The organism is Flavobacterium johnsoniae UW101, assembly GCF_000016645.1.
GTDB classification, from domain to species: domain Bacteria; phylum Bacteroidota; class Bacteroidia; order Flavobacteriales; family Flavobacteriaceae; genus Flavobacterium; species Flavobacterium johnsoniae.
The window spans coordinates 3,218,017-3,241,006 of the sequence record NC_009441.1; the positions used below are offsets into that span (position 1 = coordinate 3,218,017).

General features: G+C 34.3%; 14 protein-coding genes. 10 read left to right on the forward strand and 4 right to left on the reverse strand.

Annotation, left to right across the window (positions count from 1 at the left end; translation table 11 throughout):
- Nucleotides 1–68: 68 nt before the first annotated feature.
- From FJOH_RS14025 to mnmE, 3 genes are all read right to left on the reverse strand, one after another.
- Nucleotides 69–1,217, reverse strand: coding sequence for a tyrosine-type recombinase/integrase (locus tag FJOH_RS14025; RefSeq protein WP_044047750.1), 1,149 nt, complete (start codon nt 1,215–1,217; stop codon nt 69–71).
- Nucleotides 1,204–1,776 carry a helix-turn-helix domain-containing protein gene (locus tag FJOH_RS14030; protein ID WP_012024767.1) on the reverse strand — a complete coding sequence of 191 codons (573 nt, stop codon included), beginning with the start codon at nt 1,774–1,776 and terminating at the stop codon, nt 1,204–1,206. Before FJOH_RS14030 ends, FJOH_RS14025 begins: the two co-directional genes overlap by 14 nt.
- Nucleotides 1,777–2,019: 243 nt before the next feature.
- Nucleotides 2,020–3,420 (reverse strand): tRNA uridine-5-carboxymethylaminomethyl(34) synthesis GTPase MnmE, encoded by a 1,401-nt coding sequence (mnmE, locus tag FJOH_RS14035; protein WP_012024768.1) that lies wholly within the window; start codon nt 3,418–3,420, stop codon nt 2,020–2,022.
- A gap of 182 nt (nt 3,421–3,602) precedes the next feature.
- On the opposite strand from mnmE, the gene FJOH_RS14040 reads away from it, so the two are divergent.
- The 10 genes from FJOH_RS14040 to FJOH_RS14085 all read left to right on the forward strand — a co-directional run bounded on the left by FJOH_RS14040 (nt 3,603) and on the right by FJOH_RS14085 (nt 22,292).
- Nucleotides 3,603–4,436: a universal stress protein gene (locus FJOH_RS14040; RefSeq protein ID WP_012024769.1), complete on the forward strand. Its 834-nt coding sequence runs from the start codon at nt 3,603–3,605 to the stop codon at nt 4,434–4,436.
- Between the two features lie 69 nt (nt 4,437–4,505).
- A complete protein-coding gene (locus tag FJOH_RS14045) occupies nt 4,506–6,278 on the forward strand; it encodes a MutS-related protein (protein ID WP_012024770.1) in 1,773 nt (590 codons plus the stop codon).
- Between the two features lie 445 nt (nt 6,279–6,723).
- Complete coding sequence (locus FJOH_RS14050; protein WP_012024771.1) at nt 6,724–7,734, forward strand: LacI family DNA-binding transcriptional regulator; 1,011 nt, start codon at nt 6,724–6,726, stop codon at nt 7,732–7,734.
- A 283-nt stretch (nt 7,735–8,017) separates the two neighbouring features.
- The gene (locus FJOH_RS14055; protein WP_044048323.1) at nt 8,018–11,110 is read left to right on the forward strand and encodes a SusC/RagA family TonB-linked outer membrane protein; all 3,093 of its coding nucleotides are present in this window, start codon (nt 8,018–8,020) and stop codon (nt 11,108–11,110) included.
- Between the two features lie 12 nt (nt 11,111–11,122).
- Entirely contained in the window at nt 11,123–12,637 is a 1,515-nt protein-coding gene (locus FJOH_RS14060; protein ID WP_012024773.1) for a SusD/RagB family nutrient-binding outer membrane lipoprotein, read from the forward strand.
- Between the two features lie 430 nt (nt 12,638–13,067).
- Nucleotides 13,068–15,059 (forward strand): beta-mannosidase, encoded by a 1,992-nt coding sequence (locus FJOH_RS14065; RefSeq protein WP_012024774.1) that lies wholly within the window; start codon nt 13,068–13,070, stop codon nt 15,057–15,059.
- Between the two features lie 146 nt (nt 15,060–15,205).
- Nucleotides 15,206–17,467, forward strand: a complete 2,262-nt coding sequence (locus FJOH_RS14070) for a GH92 family glycosyl hydrolase (RefSeq protein ID WP_012024775.1) — start codon at nt 15,206–15,208, stop codon at nt 17,465–17,467.
- A gap of 152 nt (nt 17,468–17,619) precedes the next feature.
- Nucleotides 17,620–19,899 (forward strand): GH92 family glycosyl hydrolase, encoded by a 2,280-nt coding sequence (locus FJOH_RS14075; protein ID WP_012024776.1) that lies wholly within the window; start codon nt 17,620–17,622, stop codon nt 19,897–19,899.
- Nucleotides 19,900–19,907: 8 nt separating this feature from the next.
- Nucleotides 19,908–21,371: a glycoside hydrolase family 125 protein gene (locus FJOH_RS14080; protein ID WP_012024777.1), complete on the forward strand. Its 1,464-nt coding sequence runs from the start codon at nt 19,908–19,910 to the stop codon at nt 21,369–21,371.
- Between the two features lie 21 nt (nt 21,372–21,392).
- Nucleotides 21,393–22,292: an ROK family protein gene (locus FJOH_RS14085; protein ID WP_012024778.1), complete on the forward strand. Its 900-nt coding sequence runs from the start codon at nt 21,393–21,395 to the stop codon at nt 22,290–22,292.
- A gap of 56 nt (nt 22,293–22,348) precedes the next feature.
- Here FJOH_RS14085 and FJOH_RS14090 read toward each other — a convergent pair whose 3' ends face one another.
- Nucleotides 22,349–22,978, reverse strand: coding sequence for a DsbA family oxidoreductase (locus FJOH_RS14090; protein ID WP_012024779.1), 630 nt, complete (start codon nt 22,976–22,978; stop codon nt 22,349–22,351).
- Nucleotides 22,979–22,990: the final 12 nt, after the last annotated feature.

A 22,990-nucleotide genomic window follows, 5' to 3' on the forward strand; every position in this document is an offset into this window, starting at 1 on the left:
TTTTTTCAAATTTGGTATTTTAAAAAGCGGCCGTTTTTTTGAAGTGCTTTTGTCTGGGCAGTCCCTTATTATTTCAAAGTTATTCTCTGGCTTGCTTCCCGTTTTTTCTCATCAATGATTTTAGTGTAAATCTGTGTCGTTTTGATGCTTTTGTGACCCATCATTTTGGAGACTGTAAAAATATCCGTGCCTGAAGCAATCTGAAGAGTAGCATATGTATGCCTGAAACAATGAAAAGTGATGTGTTTGACAATACCTGCCCTGGCAATCCATACCGGCAGGGCCCTGTCTACATCCCACTTTTTTAAATCGAAAAAAACTTTCCCGGTTTTTACCGGCTGCGCCTTTTCTGCAAGTATTTCATAAGCTTCATTTGATATTGGAATGGTCTGAAGGCCTTCTGTCTTCTTTTGCTTGAATCGTATGTAATAACCGTCGTCTTCTATAAACATAATCTCTTCCCAGGTGAGTTTAGCAATATCGGAATACCGAAGGCCTGTCAATACCGAAAATTTTGAAATCTGGTGCACTATTCTTTTTGGACATGGGGTACTGAATAATTTCTTGGCTTCTTTTAAAGTTAAAAAATTACGCTGGGATTCCTGCTCTTTTATAGAATCAATCCCTGCATTAATATCAGTTCTTAGTTTTTGTTCTTTGTAGGCATTTTTGAGAGTGGTTTTTAGTTTATTATGATAAGAAAGGGCAGTGTTTCTTGCGATGGTGCTGCTGTTATTTTTTCGGTTTTTCGCTTTTAATAAGTATTCTTTATAATCTTCTATAAGGGTCACTGTCACTTCTTTAAAGGTTAAGTCATTTCCCTTTAAAAAAGCTTCAAAATGTACAATGGCCGTATCCCATATCAGACGGTTTTTTCCCACTTTTTTATCTCTTATCTTTTTGAAATACTCCAAAAATGAGCCTCTGCTGATTCTTTGAATTTCCAATTGCTCTTTCTCAAACTCATTATATACGTCGTCCTTGCGCAGTTCATTCTGCCTGCGGATCTGAATGAGCTGGGCAGTTTGAAGGCTCTCTGTGTTTGCAATCTTCTCAAGCTGATCTTTAGGTTTATCGAACAGATACAGTTTAAGAAATTCACGTCTGGTCAGCTCATTAGTCTCTGCATTTTGGATCGGCGGATAAAAATCCAGATAAAGTGATAATTTCCCATTTGCGATCTTCTTTTTTCTCAATGTTACATTAGTCTTTTTCATAATCTCCTGCATTAAATATAATATCGATATCTCTTTTAGCCACGTAATTAAATTTTCCGATGGAATATTTAGCCAGTCCGTGTCTCTGGATCAGCGTATAAAGTGCGCCTGCTGAAATTTTAAACTTCTGCTGTATCTGCATTATGTTGTAACAATTCTCTATTCCCGGAAATTCCTGAACAGGCCGCAGCAGTGCCTGATCTAAAGGAGTTGAAAAGAAGCTGTCCAGGTCACATCTTCGGATAATAGTTCTTCTTCCGAACTTTGCGATATCAAGTTCACCCCGCGCAATGAGCCGGTATATGGTCCTTTTGCTGATGCCGAGCAAATTACTGGCCAAATTAACATCGATATAATCTTTGGCTTTAATTGCTTCTAAATTGACATTTTTCACCTGTTTTGTCTGATTTTCGCTTTTGTCAATTTTTGCCTGCCGAACCCTTGCTTTATAGGCCCTGGAGCTGCATTTAAGCGAACAGTAAAGTGTTTTTGTTGTGCGTGCTGTAAACTCATTTTTACAGAATTCGCAGATTCTGGTAATCTCGATTTTTGAACTCATAGAAATTGGACTTTAAGTGTCCCACTGTGTCTATGTGTGTCTCTACGTGCCATCATTTGTCCAAAAAAAATTTTTTTTTGTACCTCGCAAAAACGAGGTACAAATGAGGTACAAATGAGGTACAAATTTAATCAAAACATCAACTAATATCCAAAAGAAAACGAATATAAAAATCGAGTTAAAACATTGTTTATCAATACCTTAACTCGATTATTTGTTTTTATTTTGTGATATTTTGTCCCTTTACTTGCCAATACAGAAATTTGCAAAGATATTCCCTAGTAATTCGTCGTTGGAAACCTGACCTGTGATAAGTCCGAATTGATATAAGGCTTCTTTAATATCAAGTGCAATTAAGTCACTTGAAAGATTGGTTTCAAGACCAAATTTTACTTTTTGTATTTCATCTAAAGCTTTCAGTAAAGAGTCATAATGTCTTGTATTTGTAACAATTGTTTCATTATTTCGTAATGCTCCAGTATTAACAAATGATAATAATTCGTTCTTTAATTCTTCAACTCCAATTTTTTGTTTTGCCGAAATTAATAGAAGTTTCGCGTTTAAGTTTTCGAGCTTTTGTGTAATATTTAAAACTTCATCTTCAGATAAAATATCCTTTTTATTGACCACTATAAGAAGCGGTTTTAAAGGATATTTGTTTTTAATTTGTTCAATTTCCGAAACAAATTCAGAACTCGATGCTTTAAATTTTAAACCATCAAACAAATAAATAACAACTTGTGCCTGATCTATTTTTTCGAAAGTTTTCTTGATTCCAATACTTTCTACAACATCTTTCGTTTCGCGTATTCCGGCTGTATCAATAAATCTAAAACCAATACCTCCAATAACCAGCTCATCTTCAATTGTATCGCGCGTTGTTCCGGCAATGTCAGAAACAATCGCTCGCTCTTCATTTAATAAAGCATTTAATAAAGTCGATTTACCAACATTCGGCTCACCAACAATGGCAACCGGGATTCCGTTTTTAATAACATTTCCAACTGCAAATGAATCTATTAGACGTTTTAAAACAAATTCAATTCTGTTTAATAATTCATGAAACTGAGTTCTGTCGGCAAATTCCACATCTTCCTCTGCAAAGTCCAATTCAAGTTCAATCAAAGAAGCAAAATTTAAAAGCTCTTCTCGCAATTTGGCAATTTCATTGCTGAAACCACCTCGCATTTGCTGCATGGCAATGTGGTGTGAAGCTTCATTATCAGATGAAATTAAATCTGCAACAGCTTCTGCCTGAGATAAATCTAACTTCCCATTTAAGAAAGCTCTTAAAGTAAATTCACCGGCATCGGCCATTCTGCAGCCTTTTCTCAATAATAATTGAATAATCTGCTGCTGAATATATGTAGATCCGTGGCATGAAATTTCTATTGTATCTTCTCCAGTATACGAATTAGGGCCTTTAAAAACAGAAACCAAAACTTCATCAAGTGTTTTTCCGTTGTCAACAATATGGCCCAAATGCAAAGTATGCGTTTTTTGTTTCGTTAAGTCTTTGTTTTTGATAGATTTAAAAACAGAATTTCCTATTGAAACAGCTTCAGCGCCCGAAATACGAATAACAGCAATAGCTCCGGCTCCTGATGGAGTAGCTAATGCAACTATAGAATCTTGATTTATCATGCTGCAAAGGTATGAAAAAAGCAGAAAATTGTAAAGTCTTAATAACCGGCAGTTTGATCAGATTCTCTACACAAAATAGTGTTTTATTAAGAAAAAATTAAGTGTTAAATTCCTGATAATTATCAGTTCAATTTGTTTTTAGAATGATTAAATTTGAGTAACAAACCTAAAATCTCAACAAAATGAAAAAGATATTATTCCCCACAGATTTCTCTGAAGCAGCAACAAATGCGTTTGTACATGCTTTAGAATTTGCAAAAATTGTCAAAGCCGAACTTGTTTTATTACACACATTTGAGATTCCGGTTTATGACAGCCAGTTTTTTCCAGAAAATTATGCGTCGATATACAGTTCTATAGAATTGGCAAAATTTGAAATGTTTAAAGACGAAATTCCAAAACTGCGCGCTATTGCAGCAGAACGTAAATTGGATGATATTGTAATAAAGCACCGTTTAATGGACGGCGACTTAATTTATAACTTAAGAAATGCAGTAGAAGAAGATCAGATTGACTTTGTTATTATGGGTACAACTGGTGTTTCAGACTGGACGAAGTTTTTTACAGGATCTAATACAAATTCGGTTATTTCAGAAGTGAAAGTTCCCGTTTTGTGCGTTCCGGTAGATGCTAAATTCAAGAAAATCAAAACCATTGGTTTTACAACAAGATATCGTGAAAAAGACAAAGCTGAACTTAAAAAAGTGCTGAAAATTGCTAAAAAAACAGACGCAAAAGTCAAAAGTTTGTATGTTAAAACTTCAAGCACAGATGTTTCTGATGCAACAATTAAAGAGTGGGAAAGAGAGTTTGCAAATGATAACGTAGAATTCCTGGTTCTGCCAAGTGATGAAGTTAAAGAAACCATTCTTGATTTTATTCTTTACAAGGATATTGATATCCTGACTACAATCACGCACAAAAGATCTTTCTTTGAAGGAATTTTTGATTCTAGTTTTAGCCAAAAAATCACAAAAGAGGTTTCTATTCCAGTATTGATAATGCATGAGAATTAAATTCTGCTGTAAATGAATAGCTTTTTTGAAAGTGTAAAACCTATATTTGTATTTCATTAAATTTTAAAAATGGAAGTATATTTAAGCAAGGTCAGACAGTATTCAAAAATATTTACTCAAATCAACAAAAGATACAACAGCATAAGTCTTTTAAGACTTTTAAGCATATTTTTTTGTTTGTTTATGTTGTTTTACTACATCAAAACCAATGAAGCTTTATATGTCTTATTTGCTTTTTTATTTTTTGTTGGTTTTCTTTTTTTAATGAGAATCCATTCAAAACTTTCTTTCCAGAAAGAATTGACAAAAGCTGTTTTAAAAATTAATGAAGACGAAATAGCATATTTAAAAAGAGAAAAACTCCCTTTTGAAAACGGAATTGAATTTAATGATTTTCATCATCCTTATGCTTACGATTTAGATATTTTTGGAGAGCATTCCTTATTCCAAAATTTAAACAGAACAGCCACTTTTATTGGTAAAAAAACATTAGCGAATAAATTATTAAATCTATTTTCTAATGAAACAATTCTTGAAAATCAGGAAGCCATAAACGAACTAAAAGCTAAAATAGACTGGCGTCAGGATTTTGAAGCTCTTGCAATTGTCAGTACTGACAGTAAGAATTCGTATGACTCATTAATTCATTGGATTTCATTTAAAAATAATTCTTTATCTAAAGTTTTAATTGCACTGTCAATTATTCTTCCAACTCTATTTTTTGGTTTTGTAATTGCTTATTTTATCACTTCAAAAGCAATTATTCTTTCCTATGTAACTTATATTTTTATTTTCAATTTAATCGTTTTGGGAAGATCACTAAAGCGAATTCAATCTGAAATTGCCAAAGCAGATAATATCGACAAAACCATAAAACAATATAGTTTATTGGTTAAGAAAATTGAACTTGAAAAATTTGAATCTAAAAAGCTGATTGAACTGCAAAAACAACTGGTTTCTAAAAATGCTTCTGCTAGTTCTCATTTAAAACAGCTGTCAGAATTATTTTCAAGAATGGAGACTATCAACAATTTTGTTACTGCGACTTTGTTTAACGGATCTTTTTTGTTTAACCTGCACGTTTTAAAGGCTCTTTTAAAATGGAAAGACAATTACGCACATGAACTTGAAAAATGGATTAATATAATTGGCGAATTTGAAGCTTTAAATAGTTTAGCAAATCTATCGTATAATAACCCTGATTTTGTTTTTCCTGAAATCAATTCACAATATAAAATTGGGTTTGAAAACTTAAGTCATCCTTTATTAAATCCGACGACCAGAGTAGGCAATGACACCTATTTTTATCCTCAGTCATTTATGATTTTAACCGGATCGAATATGTCTGGAAAAAGTACTTTTTTGAGAAGCTTAGGTATAAATATGGTTTTAGGCGGAATTGGTTCAGTTGTTTGTGCTTCAAAAGCTAACATACATCCACTTCCAGTTTTAGTTTCAATGCGATTATCTGATTCTTTAGCAGATAGTGAGTCATATTTCTTTGCAGAAATTAAACGTTTAAAACAAATTATGGATGCTCTTGAAGAAGGCCCTGCTTTTGTTTTATTAGATGAAATTTTAAGAGGAACAAACTCTGATGATAAACGTAACGGCACTATTGAAGTAGTCAAAAAAGTAATTGCTAAAAATGCGATTGGAGCTATTGCAACGCATGATATAGAAGTCTGTTTGACCACAAACGAATATCCGGATATTTTAACCAATCAATGTTTTGAAGTAGAAATTCAAAATAACGAACTGCATTTTGATTATAAACTTCGCAGCGGCATCTGCCAGAATAGAAGCGCTACCTTCCTGATGCAGAAAATGGGAGTTATTTAGAATCTTAGAATTTAGATTTTAGAATTTAGAATTTAGATTTTAGAATTTAGATTTTAGAATTTAGATTTTTAAAAAAAGGCCAAAAGAGTAATTATTATTCTTTTGGCCTTTTTTGCATTTATATATTTTATCAGTTTTTACTTATTCTGTAAAATAATGCCTTTAAAAAAAATGAAATTTTGAGACTTTTTTTGAAATATCCTACATTAAAAATAGATAAGAAACACATCAAAAACCTATCAAATCTGTATGAAAATCATAAAATCAATATTAAAAGTCAAAATGACAATAACTGATCAAAAACCTGTATTTACTGATTATTCTATTTTATTTTGGCAATAAAAAAACGATTTATTGAAAATAAATTTTACTAAAACGTTTTTGTAAGTTTCGTTTGCATATATTTGCGATGTACTAAAATATCCAATAATAAATTATTTACCAGATGAAAAAGATTACAATTAGAGATATTGCTAAACAAGCAGAAGTTTCTATTTCTACCGTATCTTTTGTTATCAATGGTAAAGGAGAAAAAATGGCTATTAGTCCTGCTGTTATTAAAAAAGTTCAGGATGTTGCGCAAAAACTTCAATACAAGCCAAGTATGATTGCAAGCAGTTTACGGACTGGAAAAACAAGATCAATTGGGCTTATTGTAGAAGATATTTCAAATCAGTTTTTTGCTGATTTGGCAAGAGTAATCGAAGATGAAGCCAAAAATATTAACTACAGGGTTTTTTATTGCAGTACAGGAGATGATAATGATCGTTCTGAAGAATTAGTGCAGAGTCTTTTGCAGGCAAATGTTGAAGGTTTTATTATTACCCCAACCCGAAATTTAGAAAAAACAATAAGCCAGCTTTTAAAATTGCAAAAACCGGTTGTGTTAATCGACAGGTATTTTGCAAACCAAAAAGTAAGTCATGTTGTAATGGATAATTATGAAGGATCTTATTCGGCTGTTAAATTTTTAATCAGCAAAGGACGCAAAAACATAGCTGTCGTAAATAATAAGTCTGGAATGATTCAGATGAAGTTACGTGAAAAAGGATATGTAGAAGCGCTTAAGGAGGAAGGAATTTATAATGAAAAATATACGCTGCTTTTAGATTATCATTCGAGTGAGAAAACCAGAATTGAAGAAATTATCAATTTCTTTAATCAAAACAAAGAAATAGATGCAGTTCTGTTTTGTGCAAACTATATGGGACTTGCGGGACTTCAGGCTTTTAGAACTTTAAATTATAAAATTCCCAATGATATTTCGGTTATCAGCTTTGATGACCATGACAGTTTTAAATTGCATACACCGACAATTTCGGTTATTGCCCAGCCAATAGAAGACATTGCTGTAGAATCAATCCAGTTATTGATGAGCCAGATGACAAATTTTGAAGATTTTAAAATAGAAAAAGTTCTCAAAAAAGGAACTTTGATAATAAGAGAATCCGTTTAACCAACCGAATAGCAGATTTAAAATTAGAAATGAAAAAAGTGGAGACTTTTTTTTAATCATTTCACTAAAACGATTTAGTAAATATTTTCCTTGATTTACTGCTGTTTACAGTTCGATAATTAAGGTGAGATATTTATTAAAAACCAAAACAGCCGCAATATTAAAATACTGATTGTGCTGTAATATTGAAAACAGAGTTCAAATTTTTATTAATTATTTAAAGCAAACACAAACACAAACAAACACAAAACGAAATCAAAACCAATAACCAAAAAAAATGCTTATGAAACGAATATTAGCAGTGTTAGGAGTGATATTGCTGAGCAGTTTAAGTGCTGCTGCGCAAAATCGATTAATAACCGGCATAGTTACAGATGCAGAGAACAAGGGAATTGTTGCTGCATCAGTCGAGGTTCAAGGAAAACCATTTAGTGCTATTACAGACGCCGAAGGGCGATTTAAAATGAATGTTCCTGAAGGAAAAGTTACCCTTAATGTATCTTCTATAGGTTTTCAGTCAAAACTGGTAGTACTTCAGGAAAAAGAGATTAGAGTTGCTGTGACATTAGTTGAAACTACACAGGAATTAAAAGATGTTGTTGTAACTTCATTTGGGGTTAAAAAACAAAAGAAAAGTTTAGGTTACGCAGTTGGAGAGCTTAAGGGCGAAGACCTGACAAAAAATAAAGAAATTAACTTAGGAAACGCACTTCAGGGCAAAATTGCCGGGGTAAACGTTTCGGCGCCGGTTACGGGACCATCTGGTTCAAGCCGAGTTGTAATTCGTGGAGCTACTTCGGCATCAGGACTTAACCAGCCTTTGTATGTTGTAGACGGAATTCCAATTGACAACACACAGCAGGGAAATGCAGGAATGTGGGGTGGAGCTGATAAAGGAGATGGTATGTCTTCTTTCAATCCAGATGATATTGCTTCGATGTCTGTTTTAAAAGGTAGCGCCGCTTCTGCTCTTTACGGGTATAGAGGATCAAACGGTGTTATCTTAATTACAACTAAAAAAGGTAAAAACGGAACGGGAATAGGAGTAGATTTCAGCACAAATTCTACTTTTAATACACCAGTAAGTCTTTTAAAATGGCAGGATCAATACGGTGCTGGAGCTCCAAATGCGAGCGGTGTGCCAACCAGATTCACTAATTTACAAGAACTTAGAGATTCTTACTATTTTGCCTGGGGAGATAAATATGATGGAACGCCTTCATTATCTCTAGACGGTGCTACAAGACCGTATCAGGCTTATGGAAAAGATAATGTTGAAAATTTCTACAGAACTGGATATTCTTTCAGTAATACTTTGGCAATTTCTGGCGGAAATGAAACAACAAATTTCAGATTGTCTTTTGGAAACACTAAAGACGAATCGATCATGCCGGAAACTACTTTTGGAAGAAACAACGTAGCTTTGAGTTTAAACTCAGCTCCAAATAAAAAAATCAGCATTGAGACAAATGCTCAATACATCTCTGAGAAAAGTCATAACCGTCCATACTTAAATGATTCGCCAAGAAACCCATCTTTCCCAACTACTTTTATGACTCCGGGAACAGATATTAGATGGTTAAGTAATCCTTATGATGCAAATGGAGGAGAAGAAGATTATTTAGGAGCAAACGTATATCATACAAATCCTTACTTTGCTACAAAATCTCCTTTAAATGATGATTTAAGAAAGCGTTTTATTGGTTCTGCAAAAGTAAATTATAACATTACAGATAAAATTTATGCTAAAGCTGTTATTGGTATTGATGATATCAATTATGAATATACAGAAATTGAACCTACCGGAATAAATTACAGTCCAGGAGGATCAATTGAAAACAGAATAGAAACTCGTTCTGAAGTAAATGCTTCTGGTTTCTTAGGTTACAGAGGAGATATTGCTAAAAATATTTCGTTAGATGCTTTTGTTGGTGCAAACCGTCAGCATAACCGATACAGCGGCATTAAAATGAAAGGAAACAACTTTATTGTTCCATTTAAATATTTCTACGGAAACACACAGCCTGATAAAACCGAGAAATTGTTTTCAGAAAGTGAAGTAAACTCTCTTTTCTATTCTGCAGATATTGGATACAAAGATTTCTTATATTTAAGTTTAACAGGACGTGAAGATTGGTTTTCAACTTTAGATCCATCAAATAACAGTACTTTTTATCCTTCTGTAAGTTCAAGTTTTATTTATTCTGAAGTTATAGGTCTTCCTGAGTGGATTTCTTATGGTAAGATTAGAGCAGGCTGGGGTAACGTTGGAGGTGCACTTCCAGAAGCTTATGCTTTAGCATTGACTTATATTACGCCAGACGGACAGACGGATTCTTTAGGACAGCCAATTTTGGGTGTAAATGGAGAAACAATTCCAAACAGAACTTTGAAACCTTATAATGTAAGCACAATTGAATTTGGTTTTGAGAATACATTCTTCAATAACAGAGTAAGTACAGATTTGACTTTTTACAGCAAAAAAACTACGAATGATATTACTGATGCTGATGTTTCTCAGGCTTCTGGCTACAGAACTACAAAAATCAACGTGGGAGAAATCCTGAACAAAGGGGTGGAGTTTGCTATTAATGTAAAAGCGGTTAAAACACCAAGTTTTGCATGGAGCGTAGGTTACAATTTTGCTTACAACCATAGTGAAGTTTTGAATCTTTCAGATAAAATCACAACTAAATCATTAGAAGGAAACAGAGACGGAAGAGCTTCTGTAGTTTTAGAAAAAGGACAGCCTTTTGGTGTTATTAAAGCTTATGATTATTTAAGAGATGCTCAGGGAAATATTGTTCTTGATACAAACGGAAAATTCTTGAGAGGAAATTTAATTATTGCTGGTCAAGGTGTTGCGCCAACATCAATGGGACTTTCAAATGATTTTTCATATAAAAATTTCACACTTTCTGTTTTTGTTGATGCTAAATTTGGCGGAGAAATCTACTCAGCTACAAATCAGTTAGGAACACGTTACGGATTATCTGAAATTACACTTCCGGGCCGTGAGGGCGGAGTAGCTGTAAGCGGAAAAGATGTTAACGGAAACCCGGTTAACACAACAGTTTCGGCATACGATTATTGGAGAAGTTACAGCGATGTTACATCAAACTTTGTTTACGATGCTGATTTTGTTAAGCTTAGAGCAATTTCATTTGCTTACAACTTCCCAAAAACATATTTGCAAAAAACACCATTTCAGTCTGTAAGTTTATCATTCTCAGCTCATAATTTATGGACTATTTATGACAAAGTTCCAAATATTGATCCAGAGTCAAACTATTCAAATAGTAATGCTCAGGGTATGGAGAGAGCATCAATGCCGTTGACAAGAAATTATGGTTTTGCACTTAATGTCAAATTCTAATACTTAAGAAAGATGAAAAATAGATATATAAAAATATTTTGTATCGCAATTGTTAGTGCCATGACATTAGCTTCTTGCGATAAAGGATTCGAAGAAATGAATAAAAATCCAAATGCTTTGACAGATCCGGCTGTAAAATCAATGTTTACGCTTGCTGAGATTTATGTTGACGGGCAGGATTTTTCTAACACCAGAGGAAACAATTTATATGCAGCGCAAATCGTGCAGCAATTTTCTTCACTTGGAGGGCCAGGTTCAAAATACACGTATTCTTCGGAATATTCAGCAGCTCTTTTTGGAGAAACGTATGGTAAAGGATTAAATCAAATTTTCCAGTTATTATCTGTAGTTGATAATACGCCGGAAAATACCAATATGATTCAGGCATTAAGAATCATGAAAGTTTTCTTGTTTCAAAAATTGACAGATACTTATGGTGAAGTTCCTTATTTTGAAGCTGGAAAAGGATACAACGGAAACGTGTTTTCTCCTAAGTATGATACACAGGAAGCGATCTACAATGATCTTTTAAAAGAATTGGACGAAGCAGGAACAGCTCTTGATGCAACAAAACCATTTGTTGGCAATGCCGATTTGTATTACCAAAGTGATGTTGCAAGATGGAAAAAACTGGCAAACTCTTTAATGCTGCGTGTAGCAATGCGTTTGTCTAAAGTTAATCCTGCAAAAGCAAAAGAATTTGTAGAAAAAGCATATTCAAAAGGTGTTTTTACATCAAATGATGACAGTCTTGTTTTACAGCATGATGCAGGGCCTCCGGGAGTTAAAACCAATCCAATTACATCTTCATGGGTAAGAAATGATTTAAATGGAGGAGAATCTAATATTAAATTCAGTAAAACATTTATCGATTTATTGAAAAACACAAACGATCCTCGTTTAAGAATTTATGCAAAACTTGAGGCAACAGGAGATAACAATCCGGCAAGTCAGCAAGGTTTGGCAAATGATGCAAAAGAATTTCCGGGAGGAGATAAAAAACTTTTCTCAGACCCAAATACTTCTACAGTATTGCGTTATGATGCACCAACTTTAATCATGTCTTATGCAGAAGTTCAGTTTTTATTGGCAGAAGCTTCAGTAAAAGGATGGAGTGTGGGCGGATCGGCTCAGACTTATTATGAAAATGGAGTAAGAGCGGCAATGAATATTTTAACCATTTTTGGAGATAAAGTACCAGCTGTTACACCTGCAGAATATAACACCTATATCACAACTTATCCATTTAAATCTGCAGGAACAGAAGCAGAGAAAATCGAGCAGATTATTACTCAAAAATGGATCGTATTGTTATTCAATGGTTTTGAAGCTTTCTCAGAATACAGAAGAACAGGTTATCCTGTATTAGTTCCTGTTAATGATCCAACGGGAGATACAAAAGGAACAATTCCAAGAAGGTTAATTTATGATCAGTCAGAACTTATCACAAATGAGGCTAATTATAAAGAAGCAATTCAACGTCAAGGTTTAGATTTAATGACCACAAGAATCTGGTGGGATAAATAATTTTTAAATTTGGTTGGTTAGTTAAGATAAGTCGGGTACTGAGCATGCCCGGCTTATTTTTAAATCATTTAATTAAATGAACTTAAAAAGCATTTGAACCCTTATTTTGCAGTTTCAAATACCTTTTTTTCGCACAAAACCCATACAGTTTCTGCTGAAAAAGATGGATTTATTTTCTGCATTTAAAAAAAAATCAAAATGCTGTATTTAAAGTTTATTTCAATTTAAAATGATCCATATCAAAACCAAAATAAAACCTAAGGCAGTGGTAAAGAAGATATTTCTAGTTGTATTTTGAGTTAATAACGAAAAATAAATTCTAAAGAGAAGGAATGATTTAGTACATCCTTTTCCTTCTCGAAACTGCCAATAGTCCGAATTACTTACCTTTTTACTAATTTTAGAAGGTATTAATATATTACTCAGTAAAATGAATTATCAAAATAAACTTCATTGTATAATGTCCCTTTGTCTGGCAGGTTTTACATCAATTGCCTTTGCACAAAAAATTGAATTAAAAAGTAATTGGACATATCGTGAAGAAAAAACACAAAAATGGTATACGGCCAGCGTTCCGGGAGAAATCCATACCGATTTGCTAAACAGCAAATTAATACCAGACCCATTTTACAGAGATAACGAAAAAAAACTGCAGTGGATCGAACGTAAAAACTGGGAATACAAAACTGCTTTTCAGGTTACGGCAAATATGCTGAAAAAGAAAAATACAGAATTAGTTTTTGACGGATTAGATACTTACGCAGCTGTTTATGTAAACAATCAGCTGGTTTTAAAAGCCGATAATATGTTCCGTCAATGGCGGGTTGATGTAAAAAAAGTCTTGAAATCAGGAAATAATGATTTACGAATCGTATTTCAATCGGCACAAAATGTGGTAGATTCATTGGCAAAAAAAGATTACCCATTTGTAATTCCAGACAATCCGCGTACTTATGTACGCAAAGCCCAATACCATTTTGGCTGGGATTGGGGACCAAAATTCACAACCTGCGGCATATGGAAAACACCAAGATTTGAAGCTTATGATGAAAAAGAACCTGAGAAACCGTATGTATTAACTCGAAAAATCGAATTAATACAAGACAAAGACAGTCTTGGCAGTTCGTTTTATTTTAAAATTGACGGAAACCCGGTTTATATGAAAGGAGCTAATTATATTCCATCTGATGCTTTTCTTTCAAGAGTATCTAAAAAAGAATATGAAAAAATAGTTTTATCTGCCAAAGAGGCCAATATGAATATGCTTCGCGTTTGGGGCGGCGGTATTTATGAAGACGATTATTTCTACGATTTATGTGATAAATACGGTATAAATGTCTGGCAGGATTTTATGTTTGCAGGTACTATGGTTCCCGGAGACGATGCTTTTTTTGAAAATGTAAAAAAAGAAGTTCAATATCAGGTAAAAAGACTGCGTCATCATCCAAGTATTGTTTTATGGTGCGGCAACAACGAATCTGATGAAGCTTTTAAAAACTGGGGCTGGATGAAAAATTTCAAAATTTCAAAGCAGGATTCCATTCGTTTGTGGAAAGATTACACACGTTTATTTCATGACAGTATTCCGAAATGGGTAAAAGAAGTCGATGGTAAACGTCCGTATTTAAGCTCTTCACCATTATACCATTGGTCAAAACCAAAAAGCGTAACCGAAGGAGACAGCCATTATTGGGGAATCTGGTGGGGATTGGAAGATATTGAAGCCGTACAGAAAAAAACGGGACGATTTGTGAGCGAATACGGAATGCTGTCGATGCCAAATTATTCGTCTGTAGAAGTATTTACTCTGCCTGAAGACCGATATTTATATTCGGATATAGTATTGGCGCATCAAAAATCTGGAAAAGGATTTGAAAAGCTGGATTCCTATTTAAACAGGTATTTTATCGATTCGGCTAAAATAAAAAACATAAGTTTAGAAGATTATACCTATTTAACGCAATGTCTTCAATACTATGTTGTTAAAAATATCGCAGGCACACATCGTTCTAAAGAACCGTACAATATGGGAACTTTAATCTGGCAGTTAAACGACTGCTGGCCAACAGCAAGCTGGAGTATTACAGATTATTATAACCGCGAACCACGAGCTTCGTGGTATGCCATAAGAGAAGCGTACAGAGACGATGTAAAACCAGAAACTGATTTTATACGCCCAAGAGATTTATCTTTAGAAGATCCAAAAATCAACTGGGAAATAAAAGGAAATAACATAATTATAAAAGCTCTGAAAATGGCAAAATACGTTTACATCTCTATGAAAGGATATAATGGAAAATGGAGCGATAATTATTTTGATCTAAAAGCAGGAGAAGAAAAAACAATTTCGTTTGAAGGGAAAATAACGAAGCCAGAGATTAAGATTTATTCTTTGTTTGAGGTTTTGGAAAAGTATAAATAAAGTTACAAAGGTTCAAAGAGACAAAGGGGCAATGTTTTTTTTAAAACAGTTTAGTCTATCTGTAGAAATTAAAAAACGTCAGCGTCAATCAGTTTAATCCGTTTCATCAGCGGGCTAAACAATGCGCAATCAAAAATAAAAAATATATGAGAATAGTATTTAGTGGTTTCCTGGCTTTAAGTTTACTTTTTGTCAATCCAGCAGTTTCACAGCAAAAAAAGGCAAAACAAGCAGATATCAATTATACGAAATATGTCGATCCGTTTATTGGTTCGGCTGGACATGGACACGTATTTGTGGGAGCAAATGTTTCTTTTGGAGCTGTACAGTTGGGACCTGTAAATATTTTTGAAGGCTGGGACTGGTGCAGCGGGTATAATTATGCCAGTAATACCATTTTGGGCTTCACACACACACATTTAAGCGGAACCGGAATTGGAGATTTAAATGATATTTTGGTGCTTCCTGTGAGCGGAAAAGTCGGTTTGACCAAAGGAACAAAAGAAGATATGGTAAACGGTTATGGTTCGTATTTCTCTCATAAAAACGAAGTCGTAAAACCAGGATATTACAGTGTTTTATTAGATAAATATAAAGTTAAAGCCGAATTAACAGCCAGCGAAAGAGTCGGTTTTCATAAATATACTTTTGAAAACACAAACGATTCACACATTTTAATTGATCTTGCCGACGGAATTGGTTGGGACAGACCCGTAAAAACGTTCATTAAAAAAGTAAGCGAAACCAAAATAGAAGGTTACCGTTATTCGGCAGGATGGGCAGCAGATCAGCGCATTTATTTTGCAATGGAGTTCTCTGAATCCATTACAAATTTAAAGGTTTATGACAGCACAACGGTGATAAAAGGAACTGAAGGCGAAGGCTTAAAAATAAAAGCGGTTTTAGATTTCAAAACCTTAAAAAATAAACAGATTCTGGTAAAAGTGGGGATTTCTCCAGTAAGTACCGAAAATGCATCTGCCAATATAAAAGCAGAAATTCCGAATTGGGATTTTGAAACTGTAGTTAAACTGGCAGATTCAAAATGGAACAAAGAATTGAATAAAGTTCAGATAAAAGCAGACGAAAAAACAATGAAAGTTTTCTATACTTCATTGTATCATACCATGTTTGCACCTTCTATTTTTAATGATGCGAACGGAGATTATCTTGGAACAGATAAAAAAGTCTACGAAAAAGCCAATTTTACCAATTACACTACTTTTTCGCTTTGGGATACTTACCGCGGACTGCATCCATTGTACACGATTACGCAGCCAGAAAAAATCAATGATATTGTAAAATCGTTTTTAGCGATTTATCAGCAGCAAGGCAGATTACCGGTTTGGCATTTAATGGGCAACGAAACCAATACCATGAACGGAAATCATTCTATAGCTGTTATTGTCGATGCTTATTTAAAAGGGTATCGTGATTATGATGTCAGCTTAGCATACGAAGCTATTAAAAAAACGGCAATGCAGACGCGTGAGGGAATGGATTACGTTCAAAAACTCGAATATATTCCTGCTGATAAACTATTAGAATCTGTTGGAAACGCTTTAGAATATGCAATCGATGATTACTGTATTGCTTTGATGGCAAAAGCTTTAAACAAAACAGACGATTACAATTATTTCACGAAAAGAGCCAATTTATACAAACTGTATTTTGATAAAGAAACCACTTTTATGCGTGGTAAATTAACAAATGGAAATTGGAGAACGCCATTTAATCCGCTTTCATCAGCGCATCGTAAAGACGATTATGTTGAAGGAAATGCGTGGCAGTACACTTGGCTGGTGCCGCAGGATCCGTATGGTTTAATCGATTTATTTGGAAGCGAAGATAAATTTATCGCAAAACTGGATTCACTTTTCCTGCTGACTGATAAAGTAGAAGGTGAGGATGTTTCGCCAGATATCAGCGGTTTAATTGGTCAGTACGCACACGGAAACGAGCCAAATCATCATATTCCGTATTTGTATGCTTATGCAGGGCAGCCTTGGAAAACAGCAAAATTAATTCGAGAAATCGACGAAAAATTCTACTCAACAAAACCAGACGGATTGTGCGGTAATGAAGATTTAGGGCAAATGTCGGCTTGGTATATTTTATCTTCTATGGGATTCTATTCGGTAAATCCGGCAAACGGAATTTATGTTTTGGGAAGTCCGCTGGTAAATACTGCTGTAATTCATCATAAAAAAGATATTTCATTTACGATAAATGCGGTTAATAACAGCGTTTCAAATATGTACATTCAAAAAGCAGAATATAACGGAAAGCCTTACACAAAATCATATATCACGCAAGAAATGATAGTAAAAGGCGGAGAGCTGAAATTATATATGGGAAGCAAACCGTCAACGACATTTGGAGTTAAGAAAGAAGACAGACCTAATTGATTTTAGATTTTAGAGTGTAGATTTTAGATTTAAGAACTAAGACCATTCAGTTTCCTGCAAGGTTTTTAAAACCTCATAGGTATAAAATTAAAGTTCAGTTTTAAAGCTTACAGCCTAAAGCTTAAAGCGTATAGCATAAAAAAGTAAAAACTATGAAAATAAAGAGTTTAATTTTTTTTGGATTAATACAGTATTGCATTTCTGTAAATGCACAAGTTAAAGAACCAGTAGAATATGTAAACCCGTTAATGGGAACACAATCCCTTCATAATCTTTCAAACGGGAATACCTATCCCGCAATCTGCAGGCCCTGGGGAATGAATTTCTGGACGCCGCAAACCGGAAAAATGGGCGACGGATGGGCGTATACTTATACCGCAGAAAAAATTAGAGGATTTAAGCAGACGCATCAGCCTTCACCCTGGATGAACGATTACGGTCAGTTTTCGATTATGCCCGTTACCGGTAAATTGGCTTTCGCCGAAGACGAACGTGCGAGCTGGTTCAGTCATAAAGCAGAAGTTTCAAAACCCTATTATTACAGCGTTTATCTGGCTGATTATGATGTTACAACCGAAATTACAACAACAGAAAGAGCGGCTCATTTTCAAATAACATTTCCTGAAAATGAAAATTCGTCAATTGTAGTGGATGCTTTTAATAAAGGATCTTACATAAAAATTATACCATCTGAAAATAAAATTATAGGTTATACAACTCGTAACAGCGGTGGTGTTCCGGATAATTTCAAAAACTATTTTGTGCTTTATTTTGATAAGCCGTTTGCAGTAAATTCAACCTTTAATGATAAAACTTTAGAAAAAGGCAAATTAGAACTAACTGCAACTCATGCTGGCGCTGTGGTAAGTTTTAAAACTAAAAAAGGAGAAAAAGTAAATGTAAAAATTGCATCATCTTTTATCAGTTTTGAACAAGCAGAATTAAATTTAAAAAATGAATTGGGGACAGCTTCATTCGAAGAAACTGTTGCTCAGTCTAAAAATGAATGGAACAAAGTTTTAGGAAAAATTACTGTTGAAGATACAAATGAAGAGCAGTTAAAAACCTTTTATTCTTGTTTGTACCGCACAGTTTGTTTTCCTCAAAAACAATATGAAATCAATAAAGACGGCGATATAGTGCATTACAGTCCGTATAATGGAAAAGTTCTGCCGGGTTATATGTATGCAGGAACCGGATTCTGGGATACTTTCCGTGCCTTATATCCTTTATTAAATCTGGTTTATCCTTCTATAAATAAAGAAATGCAGGAAGGATTAATAAACGATTACAAAGAAGGCGGATTTCTGCCAGAATGGTCAAGTCCGGGTTTTAGAAATGTAATGGTAGGAAATAATTCTGCCTCTGTAGTTTCTGATGCTTATATGAAAGGATTACGCGGCTACGATATCAATACTTTGTACGAAGCTTTGCTTCACGGAGCCAATAATGAAGGACCAATAGATGCTGTAGGCAGAAAAGGAGTTCAGTATTACAATTCTTTAGGATATGTTCCGTATGATGTGAAGATCAACGAAAATGCAGCGAGAACGCTGGAATATGCTTATGATGATTTTACGATTTGGAAATTAGCCAAAGCTTTAGATCGTCCCAAAAAAGAAATCAATCTGCTTGAAAAGCGAATGATGAATTATAAAAACCTTTACAATCCTTCTATCGGATTAATGAGCGGACGTAATAAAGACGGCAGTTTTTCACCTAATTTTAATCCGTTTAAATGGGGAGATGCTTTTACCGAGGGAAACAGCTGGCATTACAGCTGGAGTGTTTTTCATGATATTCAGGGGTTGATTGATTTAATGGGCGGAGAGAAAAATTTCACAGCAAAATTAGATGCAGTTTTTACAACTCCTCCGGTTTTTGATGATAGTTATTATGGTTCTGTTATTCATGAAATCCGCGAAATGCAGATTATGAATATGGGACAATATGCTCACGGAAACCAGCCAATTCAGCACATGATTTATTTATACAATTATGCAGGCGAACCTTGGAAAACGCAATATTGGTCAAGAGAAGTAATGAACCGCTTATATAAACCAACTCCAGACGGTTATTGCGGAGATGAAGATAACGGACAGACTTCTGCCTGGTATATATTTTCAGCAATGGGATTTTATCCGGTTTGCCCGGGAACAGAAGAATATGTTTTGGGAGCACCTTTGTTTAAGAAAACAACTTTGCAGTTAGAAAACGGAAAACAGCTTATTATCAGCGCGCCTGATAATTCAGAAACCAGCAGATATGTAAACGAATTAAAATGGGATAATGCTCTTTATTCTAAAAATTATATCAATCATTTTGATGTATTAAAAGGAGGAGAATTAAATTTTGATATGACAAGTTCTCCAAATTTAAAAAGAGGCACAGCAAAAGAATCATACCCATATTCTTACTCAACTTCAAAATAAAAATATATATGCAGTCACGTAGAAAATTTATAAAAAACGCAGGTATTTTTTCAGCAGGTTTATTAGCAATTCAAACAGAAGCTTTTGGATTTAATTCAGATACTTTTCAGTTTCCGCTAAAAGATTTTGTTTCTAAAAGACCACCTGTTGCCGAAAGAAAATTTACAAGTAAGGCAATTGAAGCCGCTATTGTACGTGTTAAAAAACAAATTGCCAATCCAGAATTAGCATGGATATTTGAAAACTGTTTCCCAAATACGCTAGATACAACAGTTGATTTTGAAATTATTGACGGAAAACCGGACACGTATGTAATTACGGGAGATATTGATGCCATGTGGCTTAGAGATAGTACAGCACAGATTTGGCCGTATATTCCGTTTGTAAAGGAAGATCCAAAACTCGCAGAACTGGTAAAAGGAGTAATCAATCGTCAGGCGAAATGTATTCTGCTGGATCCGTATGCTAATGCTTTTTATAAAGATTTCACGAAGGAAAGCGAATGGAAAAATGACCTTACTAAAATGCAGCCCGGAATTCATGAAAGAAAATGGGAAATTGACAGTTTGTGTTATCCAGTTAGATTAGCACACGGATATTGGAAAGAAACAGGAGATATCAGTTTGTTTGATGCCAAATGGAAAGAAGCGATGCTTTTAATTCTGCAGACTTTTAAAGAGCAGCAGCGAATGGACGGGAAAGGCGGACCGTATAGTTTTCAGCGTCAGACAGCGTGGGCAACAGATGGAGTTCCGTTAGGCGGTTACGGTTATCCTGTAAAACCTTGCGGATTAATTGTTTCGACTTTCAGACCAAGCGACGATTCTACTTTGTTTGGTTATTTGATTCCGAGTAATATGTTTGCGATTGAAATACTAGGTTATTTAATCGAAATTTTCTCTTTACCGGCTTTAAAAGACAATGATCTAGTTGTAAAAGCCACAAAATTAAGAGATGAAGTTCAAAAAGGACTTAATGAACATGGAATAATCAATCATCCAAAATTCGGGAAAATTATTGCTTTTGAAGTAAACGGATACGGCAGTTTCCACATGATGGACGATGCTAATGTGCCGTCTTTATTATCATTACCTTATTTAGGTGCTATTGCTCCAAATGATCCTTTATATCTAAATACACGAAAAGTAGTGCTTTCAGAAAACAATCCGTTTTTCTACAAAGGAAAAGCAGGAGAAGGTATTGGCGGTCCGCACACCGGAGTCGATACAATCTGGCCTATGAGTATTGTTTTAAGAGCCATTACAAGTGTAGACGAAAAAGAAATAAAAGCTTGTATCAGTAATTTAATTAAAACCAATGCCGATACAGGATTTATGCACGAATCTTTCCATAAAGACGACGTTAATAAATTTACCCGTAAATGGTTTGCGTGGGCAAATACACTTTTTGGAGAAATGATTGTACATACCAGCATTCATTATCCTCAAATTTTAAAAGATAAAAATATCTAGTACTAAGCAAAATAAGGAAAAATGAATACATCATACGCCATTGGGCTAGATATAGGCGGGACACATATTACAGCTGGAGTTATCAATAAAACAGAAATGAAAATTGTTGATTCTTCGATATATAAAGAATCATTCGATTCTAATTTGCCTGTAAATCACGTAATGGATATTTGGAAAAGAGTGATCGATACTGCAATTGAAAACTCAAAAGTTGAAAATATAACTGGAATAGCCGTTTGTATGCCTGGGCCTTTTGATTACGAAAAAGGGATCTGCTGGATTAAAGATCAATCTAAATACGAACATTTTTACGGATTGAATGTGCGGGAACTGCTTTTAGAAAGTCTAAACTTTCCTGAAAATTTCCCTGTTCTTTTTGAAAATGATGCCGTTTGTTTTGGAAAAGGTGAAGTTTTTAAACAACAGGAAAACCTTTCTAAAAAAGTTATGGCAGTTACTCTAGGAACCGGACTTGGTGCTTGTTTTATTGATAAAGGTGTTTCGATTAACTCAGGCAGTTCTGTTCCTGCCGACGGTGAAATTTATAATCTGCCTTACAAAGAAGGTATTGCAGAAGATTATGTTTCTGCGCGAGGTCTTTTGGCAGATTACAAATCTTTAACGAATATTGATCTCAACAATGGTCTGGAACTTTATAATTTAGCCTTGCAAGGTGATCAAATGGCTTTAAAAGCTTTTGAAACAATGGGAGAAGATTTAGCAGAAGTTGTTATTCCGTGGATAAAGAATTTTGCAGCAGATCATATCATCATTGGCGGTAAAATTGCCAACGCAAGAGAATTATTCCTGCCTTTATTCAATAAAAAAATAAAAGAATCTGATTTAGATATAGTAGTTTCTATTTCTACAGATAATGAAATTGCAGCCTTATTGGGAGCAGTAAGTTTTCTTTGCGATTAAACTATAAAAAAAACGGATGAGCAATTTACTCATCCGTTTTTTTTATAATTGAAATTTTATTTTAAACCTTCTTTTATTGTTTGCACAAAAGCTTCAACCGGCTGAGCACCAGAAACAGCATATTTTCGGTCAAAAACAAAGAAAGGAACACCCTGAACGCCAATTTGCTGTGCTTCTTCAATATCGTGTTCAACTTCTTTTAAGTATAAATTATCGCTTTTTAATACTTCTAAAACATCATTTTTATCTAATCCGGCTTTTTCAGCTAATTCAATTAAAGTCGGGCCGTCGTTTAAATCCCGTCCTTCTGTAAAATAAGCTTTAAAGAAAATTTCTTCAATTTCGTCGCCTAATTTTTTAGTTTTAGCCAATTGGATAATTCTATGCGCTTCTAAAGAATTTGAAATAACTGCTTTGTCAAAGTTATACTCTAAACCAACGCTTTTAGCACGTTCTGCGACACCTTTGTGCATTTCTTTAGATTGCTCGACTGTCATTCCTTTTCGTTCCGCTAAATACGTATAAACGTCTTTTCCCGGCTCAGGCGTAATTGTTGGATCAAGCTGAAAACTTTTCCATTCAATTTCAAAGTCGTTATCTGGAAACTGTTGTAAGGCCGTTTCCAATTGCCTTTTTCCGATATAACAAAACGGACACATGATGTCCGACCAAATTTCTATTTTCATTTTACAAAAATA

What these genes read in the sequence shown, in the direction of transcription:
- FJOH_RS14080 (WP_012024777.1), top strand. Translation starts at nt 19,908, where the DNA reads ATGCAGTCACGTAGAAAATTTATAAAAAACGCAGGTATTTTTTCAGCA.
- FJOH_RS14040 (WP_012024769.1), top strand. Translation starts at nt 3,603, where the DNA reads ATGAAAAAGATATTATTCCCCACAGATTTCTCTGAAGCAGCAACAAAT.
- FJOH_RS14055 (WP_044048323.1), top strand. Translation starts at nt 8,018, where the DNA reads ATGAAACGAATATTAGCAGTGTTAGGAGTGATATTGCTGAGCAGTTTA.
- FJOH_RS14090 (WP_012024779.1), bottom strand. Translation starts at nt 22,978, where the DNA reads ATGAAAATAGAAATTTGGTCGGACATCATGTGTCCGTTTTGTTATATC.
- mnmE (WP_012024768.1), bottom strand. Translation starts at nt 3,420, where the DNA reads ATGATAAATCAAGATTCTATAGTTGCATTAGCTACTCCATCAGGAGCC.
- FJOH_RS14050 (WP_012024771.1), top strand. Translation starts at nt 6,724, where the DNA reads ATGAAAAAGATTACAATTAGAGATATTGCTAAACAAGCAGAAGTTTCT.
- FJOH_RS14075 (WP_012024776.1), top strand. Translation starts at nt 17,620, where the DNA reads ATGAAAATAAAGAGTTTAATTTTTTTTGGATTAATACAGTATTGCATT.
- FJOH_RS14060 (WP_012024773.1), top strand. Translation starts at nt 11,123, where the DNA reads ATGAAAAATAGATATATAAAAATATTTTGTATCGCAATTGTTAGTGCC.
- FJOH_RS14070 (WP_012024775.1), top strand. Translation starts at nt 15,206, where the DNA reads ATGAGAATAGTATTTAGTGGTTTCCTGGCTTTAAGTTTACTTTTTGTC.
- FJOH_RS14030 (WP_012024767.1), bottom strand. Translation starts at nt 1,776, where the DNA reads ATGAGTTCAAAAATCGAGATTACCAGAATCTGCGAATTCTGTAAAAAT.
- FJOH_RS14065 (WP_012024774.1), top strand. Translation starts at nt 13,068, where the DNA reads ATGAATTATCAAAATAAACTTCATTGTATAATGTCCCTTTGTCTGGCA.
- FJOH_RS14025 (WP_044047750.1), bottom strand. Translation starts at nt 1,217, where the DNA reads ATGAAAAAGACTAATGTAACATTGAGAAAAAAGAAGATCGCAAATGGG.
- FJOH_RS14045 (WP_012024770.1), top strand. Translation starts at nt 4,506, where the DNA reads ATGGAAGTATATTTAAGCAAGGTCAGACAGTATTCAAAAATATTTACT.
- FJOH_RS14085 (WP_012024778.1), top strand. Translation starts at nt 21,393, where the DNA reads ATGAATACATCATACGCCATTGGGCTAGATATAGGCGGGACACATATT.